The following is a 24,198-nucleotide window of genomic DNA, read 5'->3' on the forward strand; positions in this document are numbered from 1 at the left end:
CTCGACGGTCAGGCGAGGGCGCGGACCACCGCGCTCGGGCTGGGTCGGCCGAGCTGGCCGGCCATCCACACGCTGGTCGCCGCCACGGCGTCCAGGTCGACGCCGTGCTCGATCCCCAGTCCGGTGAGGAACCAGAGCAGGTCCTCGGTGGCCAGGTTGCCGGTGGCGCTGTGCGCGTACGGGCAGCCGCCCAGGCCGCCGGCGCTGGCGTCGTACGTCGTGACGCCGGCCTGCAGGCCGGCGTGGACGTTGGTGAGCGCCTGGCCGTAGGTGTCGTGGAAGTGCAGGGCGAGCCGCTCGGGGCCGACCCCGGCGTCGCCGAAGGCCTCGACCAGGGCGCGGACGTGGCCGGGGGTGGCCACGCCGATGGTGTCGCCGAGGCTGAGCTGGTCCGCGCCGAGGGTGAGCAGGTGGGTGCCGACACCGACCACCTGGTCGACGTCGACGGCGCCCTCCCAGGGATCGCCGAAGCACATCGAGACGTAGCCGCGCACCGTCAGCCCGGCGTCGCGCGCTCGCACCATCGTCGGCTGGAACATCTCGAACTGGCTGGTCAGCGTGCGGTTGAGGTTCTTCTGCGCGAAGGTCTCGGTGGCGCTGGCGAAGACCGCGACGTGCCGCATCCCCAGCGCCAGCGCCCGGTCCAGGCCGCGCTCGTTGGGCACCAGCACCGGCAGCTCGCGAGCGGTGTCGCCGAGGTCGGCGACCAGCCCGGTCATCAGGTCGGCGGCATCGGCCAGCTGGGGCACCCACTTCGGGTGCACGAAGCTGGTCGCCTCCACGATCGGCAGGCCGGCGGCGAGCAGGCGGCGCACGAACTCCGCCTTGACCTCGGTCGGCACCGTCGTCGCCTCGTTCTGCAGGCCGTCGCGGGGGCCGACCTCGTAGATGGTGACCCGGTCGGGGAGGCCGGGCTCGGGGACCACCATCGGCAGCGGCCGCCCGGCCGGGCCGCTCACGACGCCTCCACCACGAACAGCGGCGCGCCGAGGGCGACCTGATCGGCGACCGCCGCGGTCACGGCGGTGACCGTGCCGTCGTACGGCGCCTTGAGCGCCAGCTCCATCTTCATCGCCTCGACCACGCCCAGCACCTGTCCCTCGACGACCCGGTCGCCGGCGGCGACGCGGACGTCCAGCACGGTACCGGGCATCGGCGAGGCGACCGTGCCGTCGCCGGCTCCGGCGCCGTGGTCGGTGGTCGCCTCGGCGCGGGTGAAGACGTGGCGCTGGCCGCGGTGCACCAGCTCGACGCGGTGCGGGCCGACCTTGGCGCGGACGCCGTTCGGCGCGGGCGCGACGGGTGCGGGCAGCGTGACCACGCCGTCGGTGAACTCCACGATCGCCGGCGCCGGCGCCCCGCCGAGGCGGAAGCCGTCCGAGGCGAACGGGCCGGCGGCGACCCGCTGGGCGTCGAACCAGAGCCGGGCGGCGACCTCGCGGGCCTCGCTCGGGTCCGGGGTCGGGACGTCGTGGCGGTCCAGCCAGGCGGTGTCGATCTCGCCGGCGGCGAACGGCTCGCCGGCGGCCAGCTCGCGCAGGAAGCCGGTGTTGGTGGTCAGCCCCAGGATCGCGGTGTCGTCGAGCGCGGCCACCAGGTTCCGGCGGGCGGCCTCGCGGTCGGCGCCGCGGACGATCACCTTGCCGAGCATCGGGTCGTAGGAGGTGGAGACCACCTGGCCCGACTCCAGCGCGTGGTCGACCCTCGGCCTCGAGGCTCGCTGCGCTCGCACCTCGACCAGCGGGTCCTCATCGGGCCAGTGCACCTCGGTCGCGGTGCCGGCCTGGGGCAGGAAGCCCGCGTACGCGTCCTCCGCGTAGACCCGCGCCTCCATCGCGTGCCCGACCGGGCCGCCGTTGCCGGCCTCGATCCCGAGCGGCTCGCCCTGCGCGACCCGCAGCTGGGCGGCGACCAGGTCCAGGTCGCCGCAGACGATCTCGGTGACCGGGTGCTCGACCTGGAGCCGGGTGTTCATCTCCAGGAAGTAGAACTCCCCCGTGTCGGCGTCGAGCAGGAACTCCACCGTCCCGGCACCCGTGTAGCCGACGGAGCTGCCGAGCGCGACCGCGGCGTCGTGGATCCGCTCCCGGACGTCGCTGGGCAGGTACGGCGCCGGCGCCTCCTCGATCACCTTCTGGTGCCGCCGCTGGACCGAGCACTCGCGGGTGAGCAGGTGGATGACGCTCCCGCGGGTGTCCCCGAGCAGCTGGACCTCGATGTGGCGACCGCGCTCGACGTACTTCTCGATGAGCAGGGTGTCGTCACCGAAGGCGGAGGCCGACTCGCGACCCGCGGCGGCCACCGCCTCGTCGAACTCCGCCGCGGACCGGACGACGCGCATCCCCTTGCCGCCGCCGCCCGCCGCGGCCTTGACCAGCACCGGGTAGGCGAAGGCGCTCGGATCCGCCTCCAGGTCGTACGACGGCACGACCGGTACGCCGGCGGCGACCGCGAGGTCGCGCGCGGCGTCCTTGCGACCCATCCGCTCGATCACCTCGGGCGTGGGGCCGACCCAGGTCAGCCCGGCCCCGGCGACCGCACGGGCGAAGCCGGCGTTCTCGCTGAGGAAGCCGTAGCCGGGGTGGATCGCGTCGGCGCCGGCCTGCTGGGCCGCGGCGATGACCGCGGCACCGTCGAGGTAGCTCGGCACGTGCACGCTCGTGTCGGCGGCCCGGGCGTGCGGGGCGTTCGCGTCGGCGTCGGTGACGACGGCGACCGTGCGCAGGCCCAGCTCACGGCAGGTGCGGAAGACGCGGAGCGCGATCTCGCCGCGGTTGGCGACGAGGACGCTCGTGATCGTGGGGGTGTTCGTCATCGGTGGCTCACATCCGGAAGATGCCGTAGGACGGCTCGGGCACGGGCGCGTGGCTGGTGGCCTCCAGGGCCATCCCGAGCACGCGACGGGTGTCGGCGGGGTCGATGATCCCGTCGTCCCAGAGCCGGGCGGAGGCGTAGTAGGCGGAGCCCTGCTCGTCGTACTGCTCCCGGATCGGGTCCTTGAACGACTCCTCGTCCTCGGCGCTCCACTCGCCACCGCGGGCCTCGATGCCGTCGCGTCGGACGGTGGCCAGCACGCTGGCGGCCTGCTCGCCGCCCATCACCGAGATCCGGGCGTTGGGCCACATCCACAGGAACCGCGGGTCGTAGGCGCGCCCGCACATGCCGTAGTTGCCGGCGCCGAACGAGCCGCCGATGACCACGGTGAACTTCGGGACGACCGAGCAGGCGACCGCGGTGACGAGCTTGGCGCCGTCGCGGGCGATGCCGCGGTTCTCGTAGTCGCGACCGACCATGAATCCGGAGATGTTCTGCAGGAAGACCAGCGGGATGCCGCGCTGGTTGCACAGCTCGACGAAGTGCGCACCCTTGAGCGCGGACTCGCTGAACAGGATGCCGTTGTTGGCGACGATGCCGACCTTGTGGCCGTGGATCTCGGCGAACGCGCAGACCAGGGTGTCGCCGTAGAGCTGCTTGAACTCCTGGAAGCGGGAGCCGTCGACGATCCGCTTGATCACCTCGCGCACGTCGTACGGGGTGCGGGTGGAGGTGGGCACCACGTCGTACAGGGTCTCGGGGGCCTCGAGCGGCTCCTCGACCTCCGCGCCACCGGTGGTGGAGGTGCGAGCGGAGCGAGCCTCGAAGCCTCCGGTGGCGGGGAGCGTGTCGACGATGCCGCGCAGGATCTGCAGGGCGTGGGCGTCGTCCTCGGCGAGGTGGTCGACGACCCCGGAGGTGCGGGCGTGCACCTCGCCGCCGCCGAGCTCCTCGGCGGTGACGACCTCGCCGGTCGCGGCCTTCACCAGCGGCGGGCCGCCGAGGAAGATCGTGCCCTGGTTCTTCACGATCACGGTCTCGTCGGCCATCGCCGGGACGTAGGCGCCGCCGGCGGTGCAGGAGCCCATCACCGCCGCGATCTGCGGGATGCCCTTGGCCGACATGTTGGCCTGGTTGAAGAAGATCCGGCCGAAGTGCTCGCGGTCGGGGAAGACCTCGTCCTGCATCGGCAGGAACGCGCCGCCGGAGTCGACCAGGTAGAGGCAGGGCAGCCGGTTCTCGGCGGCGATCGCCTGGGCGCGCAGGTGCTTCTTGACCGTGATCGGGTAGTAGGTGCCGCCCTTGACGGTGGCGTCGTTGGCGACGATCACGCAGGTGCGCCCCTGGACGCGGCCGATGCCGGCGACGGCGCCCGCGGCGGGGACGGCGTAGGGGTCCTCGCCGGAGGCGTCGTACATCCCGTACGCCGCCAGCGGCGCGATCTCCAGGAACGGGCTGCCGGGGTCGAGCAGGCGGTCCACGCGGTCGCGGGCGAGCAGCTTGCCGCGCTGCGTGTGCTTGTCGCGGGCGGACTCGCTGCCGCCCTGGCGGACCCGGGCGAGGCGGTCGCGGAGCTCGGCGGCGAGCTCGCGGAGTGTCGGTTCGGCCACGACGATGAGGTTAACGATCGCTAACCACCGCGGTCAATGGACCGCGGCCGGCGGTTCCGGCCGGGTGCGGCCGCTCGCAGTGAACGGCCGCTAACCTTCGGGCATGGCGGAGGGCACCCGGCGACAGCAGATCCTGGCCACGGCCGCCGACCTGTTCGCCGCACGCGGCTTCCACGGGGTCTCCGTCGCCGAGATCGGCGCCGCCGTGGGGATCAGCGGGCCGGCGCTCTACAAGCACTTCTCCTCCAAGCAGGCGATGCTCGCCGAGATGCTGGTCTCGATCAGCGAGGAGCTGCTCTCGGTGGGGCGGTCGCGCGTGGCCCGCGCGGACGGGGACCCGGCGGCGGCGCTGCGAGGACTGGTCGACTGGCACGTGGACTTCGCCCTGGGGAACCGCGCGCTGATCGTGGTCCAGGACCGCGACTGGGAGTCGCTGCCCTCGGCGGCCCGGACCCAGGTGCGCGACCTGCAACGGGCGTACGTCGACCTCTGGGCCTCGCAGCTGCGCCTGCTCCAGCCGTCGCTGGACGCCGGCGCGGCCCACGCGGCCGCCCAGGCGGTGTTCGGGCTGCTCAACTCCACGCCGCGCGCGGGCGGGTCGATCTCCGACGCGGCGCTGCGCGACGTGCTGGTGGCGATGGCGCTGCGCGCGCTCGGCGTGGGCTGACGCGAGCCGGGGGCAAGGCCCGCCGAGCCGGGGGTGAGGGCAGGCGCCGAGCGGGTCGTGTGCCTCAGGCTGCTCTTGGGTCACACCGTTCGGGGTTTCCTGCAGCAGCCCTCACACCCCCACCGGCACCCGCTCCAGCACGCGCCCCAGGTCCAACCCAGCCGGCAGCGTCCCGAACGCGCTCCCCCAGTCCCCCGCGAAGCGCGTCGCGCAGAACGCATCCGCGACCGGCGACCCGGCCTTCAGCAGCTGCGCACCGGCGAAGACCAGCGCCACCTGCTCCACGATCCGCCGCGCGCGCAGCTCGAGGTCGTCGAACGCGGTGAGCTCCTTCCTCAGCGCGGCCAGCGCGGCGTCGTACCGAGGATCGAGGCCGGCGGCGGAGTCCACCTCGGCGAAGAACGCGTCCACCGACTCCGGCTCCCGGCCCATCGCGCGCAGCACGTCGAGCGCGGCGACGTTGCCCGATCCCTCCCAGATGGAGAGCAGCGGCATCTCCCGGTAGATCCGCGCCAGGTCGAAGTCCTCGACGTACCCGTTGCCACCGAGGCACTCCAGGGCCTCGCCGACGACCATCGGGGCGCGCTTGCAGACGTGGTACTTGGTGGCCGCCAGCGCGAGCCGCCGCAACGCACCCTCCCCACGGTCGCCGCGGATCGCGCGGTCGTTGGCGCCGGCCAGGCGCAGCATCGCGGTCGTCGCGGCCTCGGACTCCACCTGCAGATCGGCCAGCACGTTGCGCATCAGGGGCTGGTCGATCAGCAGCTTGCCGAAGGCGGAGCGGTGCCGCGCGTGATGGGCGGCGTGGGTGAGCGCGTTGCGCATCCCGGACGCGGATCCGATGACGCAGTCCAGCCGGGTCATGTTGACCATCTCGACGATCGTCTTCACCCCGCGACCCTCCTCGCCGACGAGCCAGCCGGTCGCGCCGTCGTACTCGATCTCGGACGAGGCGTTGGACCTGTTGCCGAGCTTGTCCTTGAGGCGGAGGAAGCGGATCGCGTTGCGCTCGCCGCCGGGCAGCACGCGCGGCAGCAGGAAGCACGACAGGCCGCCGGGCGCCTGGGCGAGCGTGAGGAACAGGTCCGACATCGGGGCGGAGGTGAACCACTTGTGGCCGACGATCCGATAGGCGCCCGGCTCGCCGGCGATCGGCGTCGCGCTGGTCGTGTTGGCCCGTACGTCGGAGCCGCCCTGCTTCTCGGTCATCGACATCCCGGCGATCAGGCCCGCCTTGGTCTCCGGGTCGCGCAGCCCGACGTCGTACGCGCGGTTGGTCAGCAGCGGCTCGAACCGCGCTGCCAGCTCCGGGTTCTGCCGCAGCGCCGGCACCACGGCGTACGTCATCGAGATCGGGCAGCCGTGACCGGCGTCCACGTTCCAGGCGAAGAACTTGGCGGCGCGGGCCACGTGCGCGCCGGGGCGCTCGTCGGACCACGGGGCGGCGTGGATGCCGTGCCCGACCGCGGTCTCCATGAGCTGGTGGTACGCCGGCACGTACTCCACCTCGTCGACCCGGCGGCCGTAGCGGTCGTGGGTGTGCAGCCGCGGCGGCACCCGCTCGGCGAGACGACCCCAGTCCATCGCCTCCGCGGTGCCGGCGAGGCGCCCGACCTCGTCGATCTCGGACAGCGCCCAGCCGGCACCCTCGCGCTCGACGCCCTCGCGCAGGACGGGGTCGGCCGCCGTGTTGTGACCGATCAGCGGCGGGACCTGGTTGAAGACCTCGTGCGTCATGCGATCGATGTTACGTTTCTGTCCACAACTGTGTCCACAACTGTTAGTAAAGGGAGTCGTGGTGGAGGCGTCGCTGACCCCGTTGCCCGCACGCTCGGTCGTGCTCAGCCTGATGCTCGGCTCCCACCCCGACCGCTGGACCCCGGCCCGGCTCGCCGCCGCGGCGCCGGTCTTCGGGATCGCGCCCGCCACGCTGCGGGTGGCGCTCAGCCGAGCCGTCGCCGCCGGCGACCTGCGCCGCGACGGCGGCGACTACGTGCTCGGCGAACGGCTCGCGCGGCGCCAGCGCCACCAGGACGAGGCGGTCGAGGACGCCGAGTCGGGGTGGGGAGGAGGGTGGGACGGCGCCTGGGAGATGGCCGTCGTGACCGTCACCGGGCGTTCCGGCGCCGAGCGCGCGGCGTTGCGGGAGACCCTCGCCGAGCACCGCCTGGCCGAGCTCCGGGAGGGGGTCTGGACCCGGCCCGCCAACCTGCGCCGACCGGCCTCCTACGCGGGCGACCCGGTGCTCACGACGTTCCGGTCCACACCGACCGGCGATCCGGCGGCCCTGGCCGCCGACCTGTGGGACCTCGCCGGCTGGGCGGCGACCGGGCGGCGGCTCGTGGCGACACTGACCGACGCCGAGGAGCCGGCGCTCCGCCTGGCCGCGGCGGCCGCCCTGGTCCGCCACCTCGCCGAGGACCCGCTGCTCCCGGCATCCCTTCTTCCCGAGTCCTGGCCCGGGGCGGAGCTGCGCGCCGCCTACGCGGCGTACGTCGCCGAGCTGAACGCCCTGCTGGCCACCCTCTGACCCCGCCCATCCGCCGACTTGGGGTTTGTGGCGTCCCGAGTTGCGACCTGTGCACGCTGATTCGGCCATAACCCGCAACTCGGGGCGCCACAAACCCCAAGTCGGCTCAGAGGAGGGAGTCGGGGACCTCGGCGTCGGACTCGAGCAGCTCCAGCAGGTGCCGGGCGCGGAGCACCGCGTCGGCGGCGATCTCCAGGTCGTCCACCAGGTCCGCGACCCGGGCCGGGGGCTCCTCGAGGTCGGCGGTGCGGGCGTGCAGGGCCGAGAGCAGCGCCTCGCGGTCCAGGCCGCGGACCGCGAACAGCACCAACGGGTCGACGTCGACCAGCCAGCCGGTCTGCACCAGGACCGCGATCGCGTGCGGGCACGGCGCCAGGTAGTGGGGGCAGGTGCAGGTCGCCGCCAGCTCACCGCCGTAGGGCAGCAGCTCGACCCCGAGCTCCTCGGCGTGCTCCACCAGGTCGTGGGGCAGCTCGCCGGCCAGCAGCGCGGCGACCCGGCCCGACTCGGCGGCGACCACCTCCACCAGGGACCGGCGGCCGCTCGCGTCGAGGACCGGCACGTCGACCTGCACCGTCCAGGCGTCGTCGCCCTCCCGGACCGCCGCCAGCAGCGCGCCCGCGTCGACGCTGATCCCACCGACCTCGCCGCGCCGCGCCGCGGTGCGGCCGCCCTTCAGCTCGGCCTCGGAGTACGCCGCCTCCTCGACCGCCCGCTGCCAGGCCTTGCCCCACCAGCTGCGGACGCCGCCGCGGGGCGGGTCCTGCCGCGGGTAGGTCGCCCTCACGGGCCGCCCTCCTCGGCCCCGGGCGTGGCCGCCTCCCGCTCGCGCAGCTCCTCCACGATCGCCGCCCGGCGCTGGTCGGTGCGTAGGGTGACCAGGTCGCGCAGCTCCTCGTTGCTCAGCTCGGTCAGCGCGGCGTCGCCGCGGGCCAGCACGGCGTCGGCGATCGCGCGCTTGCGGGTCAGCAGCTGCGCGACGCGCTCCTCGATGGTCCCGGAGGTGACCATCTTGTGCACCTGGACCGGCTTGGTCTGCCCGATCCGGTAGACCCGGTCGGTGGCCTGCTCCTCGACCGCCGGGTTCCACCACCGGTCGACGTGGATCACGTGGTCGGCGCGGGTCAGGTTCAGCCCGGTGCCACCGGCCTTCAGCGAGAGCAGGAAGACCGGTGGCTGCTCACCCTCGGGCGTGGCCTGGAACCGCTTGACCATCGCCTCGCGCTCGGCGATCGGGGTGCCGCCGTGCAGGAACTGGTGCGGTACGCCGATCGAGGTCAGGTGCGCCTCGAGCAGCCGACCGAGGGCGACGTACTGGGTGAAGACCAGGACGCCGCCACCCTCGGCGAGCACCGTGGCGACCAGCTCCTCGAGCAGCTCGAACTTCTCCGAGCGGCCGCGCAGCCGGACCGCGCCGGACTGCTTGAGGAACTGCGCGGGGTGGTTGCAGATCTGCTTCAGCCCGGTCAGCAGCGCCAGCACCAGGCCCCGGCGGGCCTCCTCGTCGGCGCGCTCGATCCGCTCCATGGTGTCGCGGACGAACGCCTCGTAGAGGACGACCTGCTCGCGGGTCAGCCCGACGTACTGGTCGGTCTCGGTCTTCGGCGGCAGCTCCGGCGCGATCCCCGGGTCCGTCTTGCGCCGCCGGAGCAGGAACGGCCCGATCAGGTCGGCGAACTGGCGGGCCTTGGTCGGCTCGTGGCCGGACTCGATCGGCGCCGCCCAGACGCGCCGGAAGGCCTGCCTGCTGCCGAGCAGGCCCGGGATCGCCCAGTCCAGGATCGACCAGAGCTCGGTCAGGTCGTTCTCCACCGGGGTGCCGGTCAGCGCGACCCGGGCGGTGGAGCCGAGCCGGCGCAGCGCGCGGGCGGTGGCCGAGCGGGAGTTCTTCACGTGCTGGGCCTCGTCGGCGACCACCAGGTCCCAGCCGACCGCGGCCAGCGGCTCCGGGTCGCTGCGCAGCGTGCCGTAGGTGGTCAGCACGAACCCGGCGCCGAACATCCCCGCGCCGGCGCCGGCGTCGAGGTCCTCCAGCGACCGTGCGCTGCCGTGGAACCGACGGACCGGTACGCCGGGGGCGAACCGCGCGATCTCCGCCTCCCAGTTGCCCAGCAGGCTGGTCGGGCAGACCACCAGGGTCGGGCCACCGCCGGACAGCCCGGCCTCGAGCCGGTGCAGGTGGAGGCTGATCAGGGTGATCGTCTTGCCCAGGCCCATGTCGTCGGCCAGGCACGCGCCCAGCCCGAGGCCGGTGAGGTCGGCCAACCAGGTCAGGCCGTGGCGCTGGTAGTCGCGCAGCTCGGCGGCGAGGCCGGTCGGCACCGCCACCGGGTCCCGGGTCGCCGCGGCCAGCACCCGCTCGCGGACCGTGAGCAGGCTGGCGCCGACGATCACCTTCTCGGCGGCCGGGGTCTCGCCGTCGGGGCCGGCCCCGGCGCCGGGGACCTCCACCACGCCGGTCAGCGCCGCGCCCAGCGCCTCGGCTCCCGACGCGCGCCGGATCAGCCGCTTGCGCGCCCGCTGGGCGGTGCCGGGGTCGACCACCGTCCAGGCGCCCCGGAGCTTGAGGATGGGGCTGGCCGCGGTGGCGAGCTCCTGCATCTCCTCCTCGGTCAGGGGATCGCCGTGCAGCGCCACCTGCCACGAGAAGGCGAACAGGCCCTCCGCCGAGAACGGGCTGTCCTGGAACGGCAGCTCGTCGCCGCGGTTGGGCGCGTGCGGGTCCCGCACCTGCGGCGCCCGGTCCAGCACCGCGCGGGTGGTCAGGTCGGCGCCGAGCGACCGTGGCCAGTGCACGTCGACGTGGGCCTCGCGCAGCGCCCCCACGTGCTCCAGCAGGCCGGAGACCTCGGCTCCGTCGAGCTGGATCTGATCCGGTACGGCGAGCGCGAGCAGCCGGTCGAGCACCGGCCACGCCTCGGCGGCGGAGCGCAGCGCGATCGTGGCGTGCACCCGGGCCCGGTCGCCGAAGCCGTGGCGGGCAGGAGCGTCCGGGTCCTCGTCCCACAGCAGCGCCGCCTCGACCACGTGCAGCGGGTCGCGCTCGTCGTGGACCTGGAGCACGAGACGGACCGATCCGGCCAGGAGCTCCTCCTCCTCGGCCTCGACGCGCAGCGAGATCCGGACCAGGTCCGGCAGCCCGGTCTCGGCGTCACGGGCAGCGGCCTCGGCTCGGGCCCGCTCGGCCACACGCTGACGCACCCGGGCCGCGAAGTCACTCGCGGCGGCCGGCGGTGCCTGACCGCCCGCGGGCGCGGTCGGCTCCGCGGCGCCGGGGAGGCCCGCGAGGGCGGTCCGCGGGGCGGCCGGCGCCGCCCGCGGCAGGGTGTCCGCGACCGCGTCGACCACCTCGGCGACCAGCGCGGTCGCGGCCTCGGCGTCCAGGCCGTCGTACCGACGGGCGGCGGCGAGCAGCCGCACACTCTCCCGATCCCGCTCGTCGAGCCCCTCGACCCGCCAGTGCGGCCGCTCGTGGTCGACGACCGGCGCGATCTTGCCGGCCGCCACGAACCGGGTCGCCAGCAGCGCCGCACCCGCCAGCAGCGCCACGCTCGGGTGGGCGTCGGCGTCGGTGCGGGCGCGCGCCAGCACCGGCAGCGAGGCTCGCATCGGGAGCGCGATCCTGCGGCGGCCGTCGGTGAACTCGATCTCACCGTCGCGAGGCGGGTTGGCCGCGCGGAACGTGGCCGGTCCGGAGACGGGGACGAAGCCCACCGCTACCTCCTTGCACGCGACCTGGCACGCCGTCGGGTCGACCCGCCGCGGGTCGGCGGGCGATGCACGACGCTAACGTCCGGGCCCGACACCGGGTTCCCGGGCCCGGCCCGAGCCCGGATCGAGCGGGTCGGCAGAGGGTCTCTGCCGCCTCGCGCGGGGGTTCAGGCGCCGAGCCGCGTCAGGTGCGCGCGCCGCTTGACCAGCGGGGCCGCGAGCAGGACCACCACGCCGCCTCCGGCGCCCAGCGCCGCCACCCACAGGGTGGGGTGCTGGACGGCGAGCACCGCGGTGGCCAGCGGGATCGAGGTGGCGAGCATCGCGACCACCAGCAGCGAGAAGCCGGAGTGGGCGGTGACCACCGCGGCGAGCGCCCAGAGCAGCGCCAGCCCGGCCGCGAAGGCCAGCACGACCGCCACGTCGGTCTCGTAGTCCACCGGCGCACGCCGCACGGAGTCGGTGCCGAACGACACGCCGGCGTCGATCAGCCCGCCCCCGAAGAAGTCGGCGACGAGCCGCGACCACAGCATGCTGATCAGGCTGATGGCGATGCCGATCACCCCGACCACGCCGACGCTCACGGCGATGACGGAGCGCCCCGGCAGGAACCAGCCGACCGCGCTGACCACCACGACGAAGGCGGTGACCCCGATCGCGATCCAGACACCGGTCTCGCCGCGGTTGACGCTGTCGCCGAAGACGTCCTGGAAGCCCTGCGCGTAGGCCAGGCCCAGACCGAGGGTCGCGGTCACTGCGAACGCCGGTCGGCGGGCCATCAGGTAGCCGAGCAGGGCGAGCCCGAAGATCGAACCGCCGAGGATGTAGGCGAGGTGGTCGGCGGCCTGGGTGTCCTCCAGGCCGATCGCGAGCGTCAGCGCGCCGCCGAGGATCCCGACCACACCGGGCCAGGTGACCAGGTCGGAACGGGCAGCGGCGCCGTGGTCACGGCGCACGAGCGCGCCGCCGAAGACGGAGAGGCCGAGCAGGCCGAGCACGGCGACGATCCCCGCGCCGTAGACCGACCAGTCCAGCTCGCCGTCGGAGCGCGCGCGCAGCGCGGAGACGAGGACGGCCGCGCCGAGCAGACCGGACCCGATGGCGGCCAGGCCGCCCGTGAAGCCCGCCTTGGCCGGCAGCGTCGGCAGTCCGTCCCCGTCGGTCCCGTCACCGGAGCCCTCGGCCTCGGCGGTAGCGGCATCGGCCTCGGCATCCGAGGGCGCCGCGGGCGTCGCCATCACCTGGGTGTCCGGGCCCGGGTCTCCCACGGCGCCGGCAGCGTCGGCGTCCGCCGAGTCGCCCGAGTACTCCGGGCCGTCAGAGCCCTCAGCGCCGTCAGCGTCCTCAGGTCCCACAGAGCCCTCGGGCTCCTCCGGGCGCTCCGAGTCCTCGTCGGCCTCGTCCGCCGCGGCCTCCTCGGTCTGCCCCGGGAGCGGCGGCGGAGCGGCTCCGGCCACGGGGGGCTCTCCCCCGGACTCGACCGACGAGTCCACCGACGAGTCCACCGACGAGTCGACCTGGTGGTCGGCCTCGGCCGGGCCGGTCTCCTCGGTCCCTCCCGCGTCGACGGCGGGGTCGTCGGAGTTCGTGCCGCGGGAACCGGGGACATCGCTCATGCTCGGCAGCCTAGGGCGCACCGAGACCGATTCCGTGGACGTGGGACGGCAGGCCGCGCACCCGGTCCGCGGGCCGCGGGACCGGGCGCTCGGCGTACCGATCAGCCTGGCTCAGGCGAGCATCGCGACCCCGTGGGAGGTCGCCTCGCCGAGCAGTCCGTCGCGCAGCGCGACCAGGTCGGCGACCTCGGCGATGAACCGCCGGGTGCTGTCCCCGATCTGGTTGTCGTCGAAGTAGTGGTGCCGCATGGCGACCCGCGCCAGGTGGTGCTCGTCGTGCTCCAGGCGCGAGGCGAGCAGGGCGGTGAGGCCCTCGACGTCGAGCCGCTCGATGCCCGGGTGGGCCTCGATCACGTCGGCGCACCGGCTGACCGGCACTTCCTGACGCAGCCGCTCCGGATCCTGGTGGCGATCGGTGACGAAGATCGGCCGGTCCGTCTTGAGGTAGAGCCAGTCCAGGCCCACCGAGGAGACGTCGGTGACCATCGCGTCGCAGTCCGGCATCACCGCGAGGATGTCGCCGCTGACGACCGCCACGTGCCCGGCGCCCGGCTCGGCCTGGGCGGCGTCGCCGATCACCTCGAGGATGCGGCGGTGTCCCTCGCGGATCGCCGGGTTCTTGCTGACGGCGATCTTCGGGTGCGGCTTGTAGACGATCCGCACGTCCGGGACGGCCACGATCGCCTCGGCGATCTCCGGACCGATCGTGTCCACGGAGCTGTAGTCGTTGTACTCGGCGTCGCCCTCCCAGGTCGGCGCGTAGAGCACGGTGCGCCGCTCGGTCGGGCTGAGCACCGGCGCGGGGCTCAGGTCGAGCTGCGGGCGCCCGATCCGGACCAGCTTGGTGGTGTCGAACGCGAGCAGGCCAGCCTCGAGGCGCTGCACGGCCGCCTCGCCGGCGACGAAGACGCGGTCGTAGGCCTTCGCGTTGTTGCTGGCCATGCTCTGCTTGTCGCTCTCGCCGTGGTTGATGTGCACGTGGAGCTTGCGGGCGTCCAGCAGCGACTGGAAGTTGATCATCGAGTTGTTGCAGTAGAGCACGACCTTGGCGTCGAGCTCGTGGTAGCGCTCGGTGAGTGCCGCGAACTCCGGGTGCACCTCGATCGCCAGGTGGGTGCGCTGGCGGAGGATCTCCGCCGAGTCATGGTTGCGGAGCATGAGGCCGACGGGATGCTCACGATCCAGGAGCTCGAGAACGGGGAGCCACTGGATGAGCTGGTACGTACGGGAGGGGTCGTCCCCGAAGTAGGCAATGACGTCGGCGTGTTCCACGACCGGATATTAGGGCCGAGAACCCCCACTCCCCATATCCACGCAACCAATTTTTTACACGGCCGTACACGGTCGGATCGCGGGCGCGCACAACCGCCTCGGAACGGCTACCCCTGGGTGCCCAGGACCAGCGGCAGGACAGCGCTCGCGCCGGCCTCGTGGAGGGCGGATCCGGCCAGGGTCAGCGTCCATCCGGTGGCCCACAGGTCGTCGACGAGGAGCACCCTTGCCCCGCTGACCGCGCCCGGGTCCGAGAGCCGCAGGCCGGCCCGTCGCGAGACCGCGGAGACCCGCTGCGCGGAGTTGGTCGCGCCCTTCTCGGGGGGCACCGACGGGTCGAGGATCGCCCAGGAGCCGACGACCGGGACGCGCAGGAAGCGGGACAGGCCCGAGGCGAGGTCGCGCACCAGCTCGGGACGGCGGGCCGAGTCCACGGCGACGATGGCGTCCACCCGCGGCCGCCAGTCCTGCAGCATCGCCACCATCGCGCGGGCGAGGCTGTCCGGGACCGGTCCGTCGGCGGCGGCGCCGTCGGGCCCGAGGGCGAACAGGCCGCGCAGCGCGGCGCCGTGGCCGAGGTCGGTCAGCCGCGCGATCGCCCGGCCCTCCTCCAGCGCCGGGCTGATCCGGCCCTTGAGCTCGACGCCGACCGTCGGCAGGCCCGTGGGCCAGAGCTTGCGGGGCTCCACCGGCACGCCGGGACGGGCCAGCCGCTCGGCCGCGGCGTTGATCGCCTCCTCCGCGATCGCGGTGTCCAGCGCGAGTCCGCCGCAGTTGTCGCAGCGGCCGCAGGTCCAGCCCGGGTCGGCGAGCACGGCCGGGTCGTCGAGCTGGCGGCGCAGGTAGGCCATCCGGCACTCGGCGCTGCCCAGGTAGTCCAGCATGGCGCGCTGCTCGGCAGCCCGCGCCTCGGAGACCCGGCGGTAGCGCGCCGCGTCGTAGGTCCACTCCTGGCCGGTCGACTCCCAGCCGCCCTTGACCCGACGGACGGCGCCGTCGACGTCGAGGACCTTGAGCATGGTCTCCAGCCGGTTGCGCGAGAGGTCGACGCGCGGCTCGAGGGCCGCGGTGCTCATCGGACGTCCCTCCGCGGCGAGCACCGCGAGCGTCTCCCGGACCAGCTCCTCCCGCGGGAACGCGAGGGACGCGAAGTAGTTCCAGATGTCCCTGTCCTCGATCGCCGGCAGGAGCACCACCGACGCCTCCTCGATCGCGCCGCGACCGGCACGGCCGACCTGCTGGTAGTAGGCGACCGGGCTGTCCGGGGCGCCGAGGTTGACCACGAAGCCGAGGCTGGCGTCGAAGCCCATGCCCAGCGCGCTGGTGGCGACCAGCGCCTTCACCTCGCCGTCGATGAGCGCCTGCTCCAGCGCCAGCCGCTCGGTCTGCTCGGTCTGCCCCGAGTACGCCGCCACCCGGTGGCCGCGGGAGCGCAGGTAGTCCGCGACCTCCTGGGTGGCCGCGACGGTCAGGCAGTAGACGATGCCGCTGCCGGGCTGCTCGGCGAGGTGGTCGGCCAGCCAGGCCAGCCGCTGCTCGGGGGTGGTCAGCCGGACCACGCCGAGCCGCAGCGAGGAACGGTCGAGGCTGCCGCGGAGCACGAGGACGGCAGGCGAGGTGGTTTCGAGGCTCGGCGCCGGGGCGCCTCGCACCTCAACCCACCGGGTGTCGAGGCTCGGCGCCGGGGCGCCTCGCACCTCAGCCACCGGTTCGAGCTGCTCGGCGACGTCGTCGGTCACCCGCTGGTTGGCCGTCGCGGTGGTGGCCAGGACCGGGATGCCGGTCGGGAGCTCGGCCAGGAGCGTGCGGATCCGGCGGTAGTCGGGCCGGAAGTCGTGGCCCCAGTCGGAGATGCAGTGCGCCTCGTCGACGACCAGCAGGCCGCAGGTCGCCGCCAGCCGGGGCAGCACCTCGTCACGGAACCCCGGGTTGTTGAGGCGCTCGGGGCTGACCAGCAGCACGTCGACCTCGCCGGCGTTGATCGCCGCGTGGACCTCGTCCCACTGCTCGATGTTGGTGGAGTTGACGGTGACCGCCCGGATGCCGGCGCGCTCGGCGGCCGCGATCTGGTTGCGCATCAGCGCCAGCAGCGGGGAGATGATCACCGTCGGCCCCGCACCCTGCTCGCGCAGCAGCAGGGTGGCGATGAAGTAGACCGCCGACTTGCCCCAGCCGGTGCGCTGCACGACCAGCGCCCGGCGCCGGTCCACCACCAGCGCCGAGATCGCTGCCCACTGGTCCTCGTGGAGCGCGACGTCGTCGCGGCCGACCAGGGCGCGCAGGTGCTCCTCGGCGCGGGCACGGGTGTCGGCGGCGGTGGGAGCGGTGGTCATGCCCCGTGTCTACCAGCGACCCCCGACCTTCTACGATCTCGGCACCCCGGTGCGAGAGGAGCACCCGCATGCACGTCTTCCTGCGACCGACCCAGCGGTTCCTGGCCTGCCTGGTCTGCGGCGGCAGCTCGTTCTCGCAGCGCCCGATCAAGCTCAACACGGCCGGGATGTCGTTCTTCGACCTCGACTGGCTGAACAAGTCGGCCGACGGCGCGATCTGCGAGCGCTGCGGCTACGTGCACATGTTCTTCCCGCCGGCCGGCGTCGCGGCTCACCAGTGGCTGATGCCGGAGCAGGTCCGGCCGGAGGACCTGCCCGACGGCGGAGCCGCCGACAAGGCCGAGTAGCCCGGGTACGCCGAGCCCCGCTCGGGCGTCGGTGCCGTCAGCCGACGGCGCCGCCCTGGTCCATGTCCATGGCCATGTCCATGCTCATGTCCATGCTCATGTCGGCGCCCATCTCCATCCCCATGGCCATGCCGGAGAACATGCCGGAGAACATGCCGCTGAAGAGCTCGTCCGCGGAGACCGCGTCGTCCGGCTCGGCGACGGGCTCGGCGTCGGCGTCGAAGTCGAGGACGATCGCCGCGTCGTTGTCGGTCAGCTTCATCGCGGTGCGCTGGGCGGCCGACATGAACTGACCCAGGTCGAGCCGGACGGTGTCGACGACGCCGTCGTCGACCGTCACGGTCACCGAGGTCTCGTGGTCGGCCGGCACGTTCTCGTCGATGTCCCGGTCCGTCTCCGCGCGGCCCGGCAGCTCCGCGAGCATGGGCTCCAGGAGCGCGACGTCCGCGCCGCGGAGGTCCTCCACGAGCGCCTTGAGCAGCGCGTTCGACTGCACCGAGACGACGTACTCCCGATCCGCCTCGGTCTCGGAGACGTCGAGGGCGTCGAGGACGGTCTCCTGGACCACCTCCACGAGGTCCATCACCTGCTTCTCGAGCTCCTGGGCGTCGGCCTCGGCGTCGGCACCGCCGAGCGGTCCGGCCTGGAGCTCCTCGCCGAGGTCCTCGAGCGTCGCGCCGTCGAGCGAGATGAACTGGCCGTCCATCAGCGCGTCGATCGCGGGGTCCTCGGGCGCGCCCGGCCCCATCAGCGCCTCCGGGCTCTCCCCGGCGAGCTCGGCGACGGTGTCGACGTCGACGGCCAGGTAGAAGGCCTGGTCCACGGTACGCAGGTCGATGAGGCGGTCCTCGCCCGTCGAGACCGCCATCATCAGGTCGACGTCCGCCTGGTCGCCCGCTTCCCACTGCGCGCCCACGGAACCGTCGGCGGCGGAGACCAGGAGCTCGATCCGGCCGTCAGCGATCGCCTGCGCCTGCTCGAGGGTCGGGCCGTCCTCCGACTCCACGAACTCCTGGACGACGGCGTCGGAGAGGTCGAGCGCGAGCGCGACCCCGAGCGTCGAGCCGTCGTCGAGCGCGGCCAAGGCGGCCCGGAGCTCGTCGACCGGCGGCAGCTGGGACGTGCCGTCGTCGGTGCCGCAGGCGGTCAGGGCGAGGGAGGACAGGGCAAGCGCCGCGGTCGAGGCGGCGAGGGTACGGCGGCGCATGGCGAGGGGAGCTCTCCTGTGTCGAGGAACGGTTGCCGGGGAGCCGGTGGGGCGCCTGCCGAGCGCGATCGCCGAATCCGCCGTCGGCGGAACGGTACAGCGCGGCGGTGCCGGTGTGCGCCGATCTTGTCGACACCGGACACCGCCGCGCGGGAGCTCACCAGATCCGCACCCGGTCGGCGGGGTCGAGCCACAGCCCGTCGCCCTCCTGGGTGCCGAACACCTCGTGGAACTCGTCGAGGTTGCGCACGATGTTGGCCCGGAACTCCGGCGGCGAGTGCGGGTCGATCGTCAGGTACTGGCGCTCCTGCTCGGCGCGGCGCTTGGTGCGCCACACGTAGGCCCAGTTCAGGAAGACCTTCCGGCGACCCTCGTCGGTCGCCTCCTCGCCCTCGGCCTCCCGGGAGATCACGTACGCCTTGTGACCGATGGTCAGGCCGCCGAGGTCGCCGATGTTCTCGCCGACGGTGAGCGCGCCGTTGACCTTCTCGCCGGGCAGGTTGCGCGGCTCGAAGTCGTCGTACTGCTCGATCAGCGTCTTCGACTTCACCTCGAAGGCGGACTTGTCGTCCGGGGTCCACCAGTCGTTGAGGTTGCCGGCGCCGTCGTACTGCGCGCCCTGGTCGTCGAAGCCGTGGCCGATCTCGTGGCCGATCACGGCGCCGATGCCGCCGTAGTTCTCGGCCGGGTCCGCGTCCGGCGAGAAGAACGGCTTCTGCAGGATGCCCGCGGGGAAGCAGATCTCGTTGGTGCCGGGGTTGTAGTAGGCGTTGACCGTCTGCGGCAGCATGAACCACTCGTCGCGATCGACCGGGGAGCCGATCTTGGCGAGCTGACGGTCGGTCTCGAACGCCGAGGCCGCGGCCGCGTTGCCGATCAGGTCGTCAGCGGTGACCGTGAGCGCGGAGTAGTCGCGGAACTTCTCCGGGTAGCCGATCTTGGGCCGGAACGTCGCCAGCTTCTCGTAGGCGCGCTCCTTGGTCGCCTCGGTCATCCAGTCCAGCGACTCGATGGAGACCCGGTAGGCCGCCAGCAGGTTGGCGACCAGGTCGTCCATCATCGCCTTCGAGGTCGGCGGGAAGTGGCGGGCGACGTACTCCTTGCCGACCGCCTCGCCGATCGCACCCTCCACGAACGCCACCGCGCGCTTCCAGCGCGCCCGCAGCTCGGGGGTGCCGTTGAGCGTGCGGCCGTAGAAGTCGAAGTTGGTCTCGACGAACTCGTCGGTCAGGTACGGCGCGGCGGAGCGCACCACGTGGCTGAAGAGCCAGTCCTTCCAGACCTCCAGCGGGGTGGACTCCAGCACGCCCGAGAGGTGCTCGAAGTACGACGGCTGGCGGACCACGACCTCGTGCAGGATCGTGTGCTCCTTGTCGGGGTGGCCGCCGAGGTTGGTGATGTAGGCGTCCCAGTCGAAGGCCGGGCAGAGCGCCTTCAGCTCGTCCTCGGTGGTCAGGTTGTAGGTCTTCTGGACGTCGCGGGTCTCCGCGCGCTCCCAGTGGCCCTTCGCCAGCTCGGTGTCGAGATCGAGGATCCGCCGGGCCGCGCCCGCCGGGTCCTCGTGGCCGCCCAGGGCGAGCAGCCGCTCCAGGTAGGCGACGTACTTCTCGCGGATCTCGGCGAACTTCTCGTCCCGGTAGTACGACTCGTCGGGCAGCCCGAGGCCGCCCTGGACCAGGTGGAAGAGGTACCGGTCGGAGTCGCGGTCGTCGGTGTCGACGTAGGAGCCGAACAGCCCGTAGCCACCGATCCGCTCGAACTCGCCGAGGAACGCGGCCAGGTCGCGCACGTCCCGCAGGCCGCGGACCGCCGCGATCATCGGCTCCAGCGGCGCGGTGCCGACCGCCTCGATCCGCTCGGTGTCCATGAAGGAGTTGAACAGGTCGCCGATCTTGCGGGCGTCCTCACCGTCCTCCGCTGCGGCGTCGGCGCCGGCCGCGAGGTCGGTGATGATCTCGCGCACCTGCTCCTCGGCCTGGTCGGCCAACTGCACGAACGGCCCCCAGCTGGAGCGGTCCGAGGGGATCTCGCACTCGGTCAGCCAGGTCCCGTTGACGTGGCCGAAGAGGTCGTCCTGCGGGCGGATGGTCAGGTCCATGCCCTCGCGGGCGTCGTCCAGGATCGTCACGGGACCGAGAGTAGCCGGGCCACCCGACGATGGTCAGGGACCTGCGGACACGTGGGTGCGCGAGCGCTGTCGGGGGTCGTGTGCCCGAGAACCCGCTCTTCCGATGCCTGGGGCACACGAGCCAACCCCGGACCGGACCCGACGGCGGTCGTGTGCCCGAGGACCCTCTCCACCGGTGCCTCAGGCACACGACCCGAACCGTCGCGGCCCTCAGTCGCGGACGGTCACCACGAGCTTGCCGAGCGCGGCGCGGTTGTCCATGTCGTGCAGCGCCGTGGCGAAGTCGTCCATGGGGTAGGTGCGGCCGATCGGGGGCTTGACCACACCGGCGGTGATCATCGGCACCAGGCGGTCCCACTGCGCCTTGAGGTAGTCGGGCTTGCCGAAGACGAAGGCGCCCCAGCCGACGCCGCGCACGTCGATGTTGTTGAGCAGCAGCCGGTTGACCTTGACCTCCGGGATGCCCTGACCGGCGGCGAACCCGACGACCAGCAGGCGGCCCTGGGGGGCCAGCGAGCGCAGCGAGTCGGTGAACACGTCGCCGCCGACCACGTCGAGCACCACGTCGACGCCGCGGCCCCCGGTCAGCTGCTTGACCGCATCCTTGAAGCCGTCGACCAGGATCGCCTCGTCGGCGCCGGCCGCCTTGGCGAAGGCGACCTTCTCCTCCGAGCTGCACACCGCGATCGTGCGGGCGCCCAGCGCCTTGGCGACCTGGATGGTGGCGGTGCCGACGCCACCGGCGGCGCCGTGGATCAGCACGGTCTCACCCTCGCGCAGACCGGCCCTCTCCTCGAGGGCGAAGAGCGCGGTCAGGTAGTTCATCGGCAGCGCCGAGCCCTCGTCGTACGAGAGCTCGTCGGGCAGCGGGTAGACCATCTCGGCCGGTGCGACGGCCAGCTCGGCGGCGCCGCCGTGGGAACCGAAGCCGACCACCCGCTGGCCGACCTCGAGGCCCTCGACGCCCTCGCCGAGGCCGGCCACGACACCGGCGAAGTCGACGCCGAGGGTGAACGGCGGCTCGGGCTTGAGCTGGTACTGCCCGCGGCTCAGCAGCAGGTCGGGGAACGAGACGCCCACGCTGTGCACCTCGACCAGCACCTGGCCGGCGCCGGCCGTCACGTCGGGCACCTCGGTGACCTGGATGTCGTCGGGACCGGTGAGCGTGTGGACCTGTACTGCGCGCATGGTGGCGACCCTAGCGACCGCGTGGGGCGGGTCACGTGGGCGTCCGTGACAGAGGTCGCTGTGCGGACCGTCCCGAGCGGTGCAACTCGTTGCACTTGCAATTCGTTGCATAGATGTCGCAGACTCCTCCCATGGCCCTGGAACACGCACTCCTCGTCGCGCTCGGCGAGCAGCCCGCGTCCGGGCTGGAACTGACCAAGCGGTTCGGCCGCTCGATCGGCTTCTTCTGGTCCGCGACCCATCAGCAGATCTACAAGGTGCTGGGCCGGATGGAGGCCGACGGCTGGGTGCGGGTCACCGTGGTGGAGCAGGCCGACCGGCCCACCAAGAAGGTGTACGACGTGACGCCGCTCGGGGCCAGCGCCCTGGCCGACTGGCTGGCCATGCCGGCCAAGCAGAGCCCCATGCGCTCGGACCTCGCGGTGAAGATGCGCGGCGCCTCGTTCGGCGACCGCTCCGCGGTGCGCGACTCGGTGCGCGCCCACCTGGCCGACCACGCGACCCGGCTGGAGCACTACCGGTCGCTGATGAAGCGCGACTACCCCGAACCGGCGGCGCTGACCGGCGCCGACCTCGACCACTACCTCGTCCTGCGCGGCGGCATCCTGCTCGAGGAGAGCCAGGTCGCGTGGCTGACCGAATACCTGGAGGCACAGGCATGAACCCGACCGACCCGACCCTTCCCGGCCTCGCCTTCGACGGCGGCCAGGCGGCGTACCCGCACCTGCTCGAGCCGATCACGCTCGGCTCGATGACCCTGCGCAACCGGGTCGTGATGGGCAGCATGCACGTCGGCCTCGACGACCGGGTGCGGGACCTGCCGCAGCTGGCCGCGTTCTACGCCGAGCGGGCCCGCGGCGGCGTCGGCCTGATCGTCACCGGCGGCTACTCCCCGAACGTGCGCGGCTGGCTGACCCCGTTCGGATCGCAGATGTCGACCCGGCTGCACGCCGCCCGGCACCGCCAGGTGACCGACGCGGTCCACGCCGAGGGCGGCGCCATCGCGCTGCAGATCCTGCACGCCGGCCGCTACGGCTACTCCCCGCTCAACGTCGGCGCCTCCGACAAGAAGTCGCCGATCACCCCGTTCAAGCCCTCGCGGCTCTCCACCCGGGCGGTCGACCGCACCGCCTCCGACTTCGCCCGCTCGGTCGTCCTGGCCCGCAAGGCCGGCTACGACGCGGTCGAGATCATGGGCTCGGAGGGCTACCTGATCAACCAGTTCCTCGCCGAGCGCACCAACGACCGCACGGACAAGTGGGGCGGCACCGCGGACAAGCGGATGCGGTTCCCGGTCGAGGTCGTGCGTCGCGCCCGGGCGCTGGTCGGGCCCGACTTCCCGATCATCTACCGGATCTCGCTGGTCGACCTGGTCGAGGGCGGCCAGACCTGGGAGGAGGTCGTCGAGCTCGCGCACCGCCTCGAGGAGGCCGGCGTGACCTCCTTCAACACCGGCATCGGCTGGCACGAGGCGCGGATCCCCACGATCATCACCCAGGTGCCGCGCGGCGCCTGGCGCGAGCACACCGCGCGCCTCAAGGCGGCGGTCTCGGTGCCGGTCTCGGCGTCGAACCGGATCAACACCCCGGAGCTGGCCGAGTCCATCCTCGCCGCCGGCGAGGCCGACCTGGTCTCGATGGCCCGCCCGCTGCTGGCCGACCCCGAGTTCGTGAACAAGGCCGCCACGGGGCGCGCCGACGAGATCAACACCTGCATCGCCTGCAACCAGGCCTGCCTGGACCACACGTTCTCCAACAAGAAGGCGTCCTGCCTGGTCAACCCGCGCGCCGGCCGGGAGACCACGCTGGTCCTCGCCCCGACCCGGGTGGCGAGGTCCGTCGCGGTGGTCGGAGCCGGCCCGGCCGGCCTCTCCGCCGCAGTGTCGGCGGCCGAGCGCGGCCTGAAGGTGACGCTGTTCGAGCGCTCCGGCTCCCTCGGCGGCCAGTTCCGGCTGGCCATGGCCGTGCCCGGCAAGGAGGACTTCACCGAGACGCTGCGCTACTACACGCGCCGGCTGGAGGTGCTCGGCGTCGACGTGCGCCTGAACACCGAGGCCGACGACGCGGCGCTGGCCGAGTTCGACGACGTCATCCTGGCGACGGGCGTGAAGCCGCGGGTCCCGGCGATCCCGGGCGTCGAGCACCCGCGCGTGCTCCGGTACGACGAGGTGCTGTCGGGCGCGGTGGTGCCCGGCGCGACCGTCGCCGTCATCGGCGCCGGCGGCATCGGCGTCGACATGTGCCACTGGCTCACCCACAACGAGGGCGACCAGGAGCTGGAGACCTGGAAGTCCTACTGGGGCGTCGGCGACCCGACCCTGCACCCCGGCGGGCTGACCGAGCCCAAGCCGCGTCCCGCGGCCCGCCAGGTGACGCTGCTGCAGCGCAAGACCACCCCGATCGGCATCGGCCTGGGCAAGACGTCGGGCTGGGCACACCGGGCCGTGCTCAAGCAGTCGGGCGTGACGCAGGTCAGCGGGGCGTCGTACGACCGGATCTCGTCGGTGCCGGGCCGCGACGACCTGGTCCGCCTGGAGGTCACCGTCGACGGCGAGTCGCGGGTGCTCGACGTCGACCACGTCGTGCTGTGCGCCGGCCAGGACTCCGTGCGCGACCTGGTCGCCGAGGGCCGGACCGTGATCGGCGGCGCCGACGTGGCCGCCGAGCTGGACGCGAAGCGGGCGATCCGGCAGGGGACCGAGGTGGCTGCGGGGCTCTGAGGCCGCTGCCGGTGGTTGAGGTGCGAGGCGCCCCGGCGCCGAGCCTCGAAACCACC

General features: G+C 73.2%; 17 protein-coding genes. 5 read left to right on the plus strand and 12 right to left on the minus strand.

What is annotated here, in order from left to right:
* Positions 1 to 8 precede the first annotated feature (8 nt).
* From E8D34_RS17330 to E8D34_RS17340, 3 genes are read right to left on the minus strand one after another with little or no spacing between them, the layout of a single operon-like run.
* Positions 9 to 929: a hydroxymethylglutaryl-CoA lyase gene (locus E8D34_RS17330; RefSeq protein WP_136595943.1), complete on the minus strand. Its 921-nt coding sequence runs from the start codon at positions 927 to 929 to the stop codon at positions 9 to 11.
* Between the two features lie 26 nt (positions 930 to 955).
* A complete protein-coding gene (locus E8D34_RS17335) occupies positions 956 to 2,815 on the minus strand; it encodes a biotin carboxylase N-terminal domain-containing protein (RefSeq protein ID WP_136595915.1) in 1,860 nt (619 codons plus the stop codon).
* Between the two features lie 7 nt (positions 2,816 to 2,822).
* A complete protein-coding gene (locus tag E8D34_RS17340; RefSeq protein ID WP_240771429.1) occupies positions 2,823 to 4,424 on the minus strand; it encodes a carboxyl transferase domain-containing protein in 1,602 nt (533 codons plus the stop codon).
* A 103-nt stretch (positions 4,425 to 4,527) separates the two neighbouring features.
* Here E8D34_RS17340 and E8D34_RS17345 point away from each other — a divergent pair, with 103 nt between their 5' ends.
* Positions 4,528 to 5,091 carry a TetR/AcrR family transcriptional regulator gene (locus E8D34_RS17345; RefSeq protein ID WP_136595917.1) on the plus strand — a complete coding sequence of 188 codons (564 nt, stop codon included), beginning with the start codon at positions 4,528 to 4,530 and terminating at the stop codon, positions 5,089 to 5,091.
* A 111-nt stretch (positions 5,092 to 5,202) separates the two neighbouring features.
* Here E8D34_RS17345 and E8D34_RS17350 read toward each other — a convergent pair whose 3' ends face one another.
* A complete protein-coding gene (locus tag E8D34_RS17350) occupies positions 5,203 to 6,828 on the minus strand; it encodes an acyl-CoA dehydrogenase family protein (protein ID WP_136595918.1) in 1,626 nt (541 codons plus the stop codon).
* A gap of 61 nt (positions 6,829 to 6,889) precedes the next feature.
* On the opposite strand from E8D34_RS17350, the gene E8D34_RS17355 reads away from it, so the two are divergent.
* Positions 6,890 to 7,621 carry a PaaX family transcriptional regulator C-terminal domain-containing protein gene (locus E8D34_RS17355; RefSeq protein ID WP_240771430.1) on the plus strand — a complete coding sequence of 244 codons (732 nt, stop codon included), beginning with the start codon at positions 6,890 to 6,892 and terminating at the stop codon, positions 7,619 to 7,621.
* Positions 7,622 to 7,727: 106 nt separating this feature from the next.
* Here E8D34_RS17355 and E8D34_RS17360 read toward each other — a convergent pair whose 3' ends face one another.
* The 5 genes from E8D34_RS17360 to E8D34_RS17380 form a co-directional block, all read right to left on the minus strand.
* A complete protein-coding gene (locus E8D34_RS17360; RefSeq protein WP_136595920.1) occupies positions 7,728 to 8,408 on the minus strand; it encodes an SWIM zinc finger family protein in 681 nt (226 codons plus the stop codon).
* Positions 8,405 to 11,335 (minus strand): DEAD/DEAH box helicase, encoded by a 2,931-nt coding sequence (locus tag E8D34_RS17365; protein ID WP_136595921.1) that lies wholly within the window; start codon positions 11,333 to 11,335, stop codon positions 8,405 to 8,407. Before E8D34_RS17365 ends, E8D34_RS17360 begins: the two co-directional genes overlap by 4 nt.
* Positions 11,336 to 11,499: 164 nt before the next feature.
* Positions 11,500 to 12,948 carry a hypothetical protein gene (locus E8D34_RS17370; protein ID WP_136595922.1) on the minus strand — a complete coding sequence of 483 codons (1,449 nt, stop codon included), beginning with the start codon at positions 12,946 to 12,948 and terminating at the stop codon, positions 11,500 to 11,502.
* 111 nt (positions 12,949 to 13,059) lie between these two features.
* A complete protein-coding gene (locus E8D34_RS17375; protein ID WP_136595923.1) occupies positions 13,060 to 14,220 on the minus strand; it encodes a CDP-glycerol glycerophosphotransferase family protein in 1,161 nt (386 codons plus the stop codon).
* A gap of 107 nt (positions 14,221 to 14,327) precedes the next feature.
* The gene (locus E8D34_RS17380; RefSeq protein WP_136595924.1) at positions 14,328 to 16,553 is read right to left on the minus strand and encodes a DEAD/DEAH box helicase; all 2,226 of its coding nucleotides are present in this window, start codon (positions 16,551 to 16,553) and stop codon (positions 14,328 to 14,330) included.
* A gap of 68 nt (positions 16,554 to 16,621) precedes the next feature.
* Between E8D34_RS17380 and E8D34_RS21120 the strand changes: the two genes are divergently transcribed.
* Positions 16,622 to 16,900, plus strand: coding sequence for a hypothetical protein (locus E8D34_RS21120; protein WP_206056777.1), 279 nt, complete (start codon positions 16,622 to 16,624; stop codon positions 16,898 to 16,900).
* Between the two features lie 37 nt (positions 16,901 to 16,937).
* Here E8D34_RS21120 and E8D34_RS17390 read toward each other — a convergent pair whose 3' ends face one another.
* The 3 genes from E8D34_RS17390 to E8D34_RS17400 all read right to left on the minus strand — a co-directional run bounded on the left by E8D34_RS17390 (position 16,938) and on the right by E8D34_RS17400 (position 21,423).
* Positions 16,938 to 18,107, minus strand: coding sequence for a hypothetical protein (locus E8D34_RS17390; RefSeq protein ID WP_136595925.1), 1,170 nt, complete (start codon positions 18,105 to 18,107; stop codon positions 16,938 to 16,940).
* Between the two features lie 157 nt (positions 18,108 to 18,264).
* Positions 18,265 to 20,235, minus strand: coding sequence for a M13-type metalloendopeptidase (locus tag E8D34_RS17395; protein WP_136595926.1), 1,971 nt, complete (start codon positions 20,233 to 20,235; stop codon positions 18,265 to 18,267).
* A 210-nt stretch (positions 20,236 to 20,445) separates the two neighbouring features.
* Complete coding sequence (locus E8D34_RS17400; protein ID WP_136595927.1) at positions 20,446 to 21,423, minus strand: NADPH:quinone oxidoreductase family protein; 978 nt, start codon at positions 21,421 to 21,423, stop codon at positions 20,446 to 20,448.
* A gap of 131 nt (positions 21,424 to 21,554) precedes the next feature.
* On the opposite strand from E8D34_RS17400, the gene E8D34_RS17405 reads away from it, so the two are divergent.
* Positions 21,555 to 22,085, plus strand: a complete 531-nt coding sequence (locus E8D34_RS17405; RefSeq protein WP_136595928.1) for a PadR family transcriptional regulator — start codon at positions 21,555 to 21,557, stop codon at positions 22,083 to 22,085.
* Positions 22,082 to 24,142: an NADPH-dependent 2,4-dienoyl-CoA reductase gene (locus E8D34_RS17410; RefSeq protein WP_136595929.1), complete on the plus strand. Its 2,061-nt coding sequence runs from the start codon at positions 22,082 to 22,084 to the stop codon at positions 24,140 to 24,142. Before E8D34_RS17405 ends, E8D34_RS17410 begins: the two co-directional genes overlap by 4 nt.
* The last annotated feature ends 56 nt before the right edge of the window (positions 24,143 to 24,198 follow it).

The organism is Nocardioides sp. GY 10113 (genome assembly GCF_004919105.1).
Lineage (GTDB): Bacteria > Actinomycetota > Actinomycetes > Propionibacteriales > Nocardioidaceae > Nocardioides.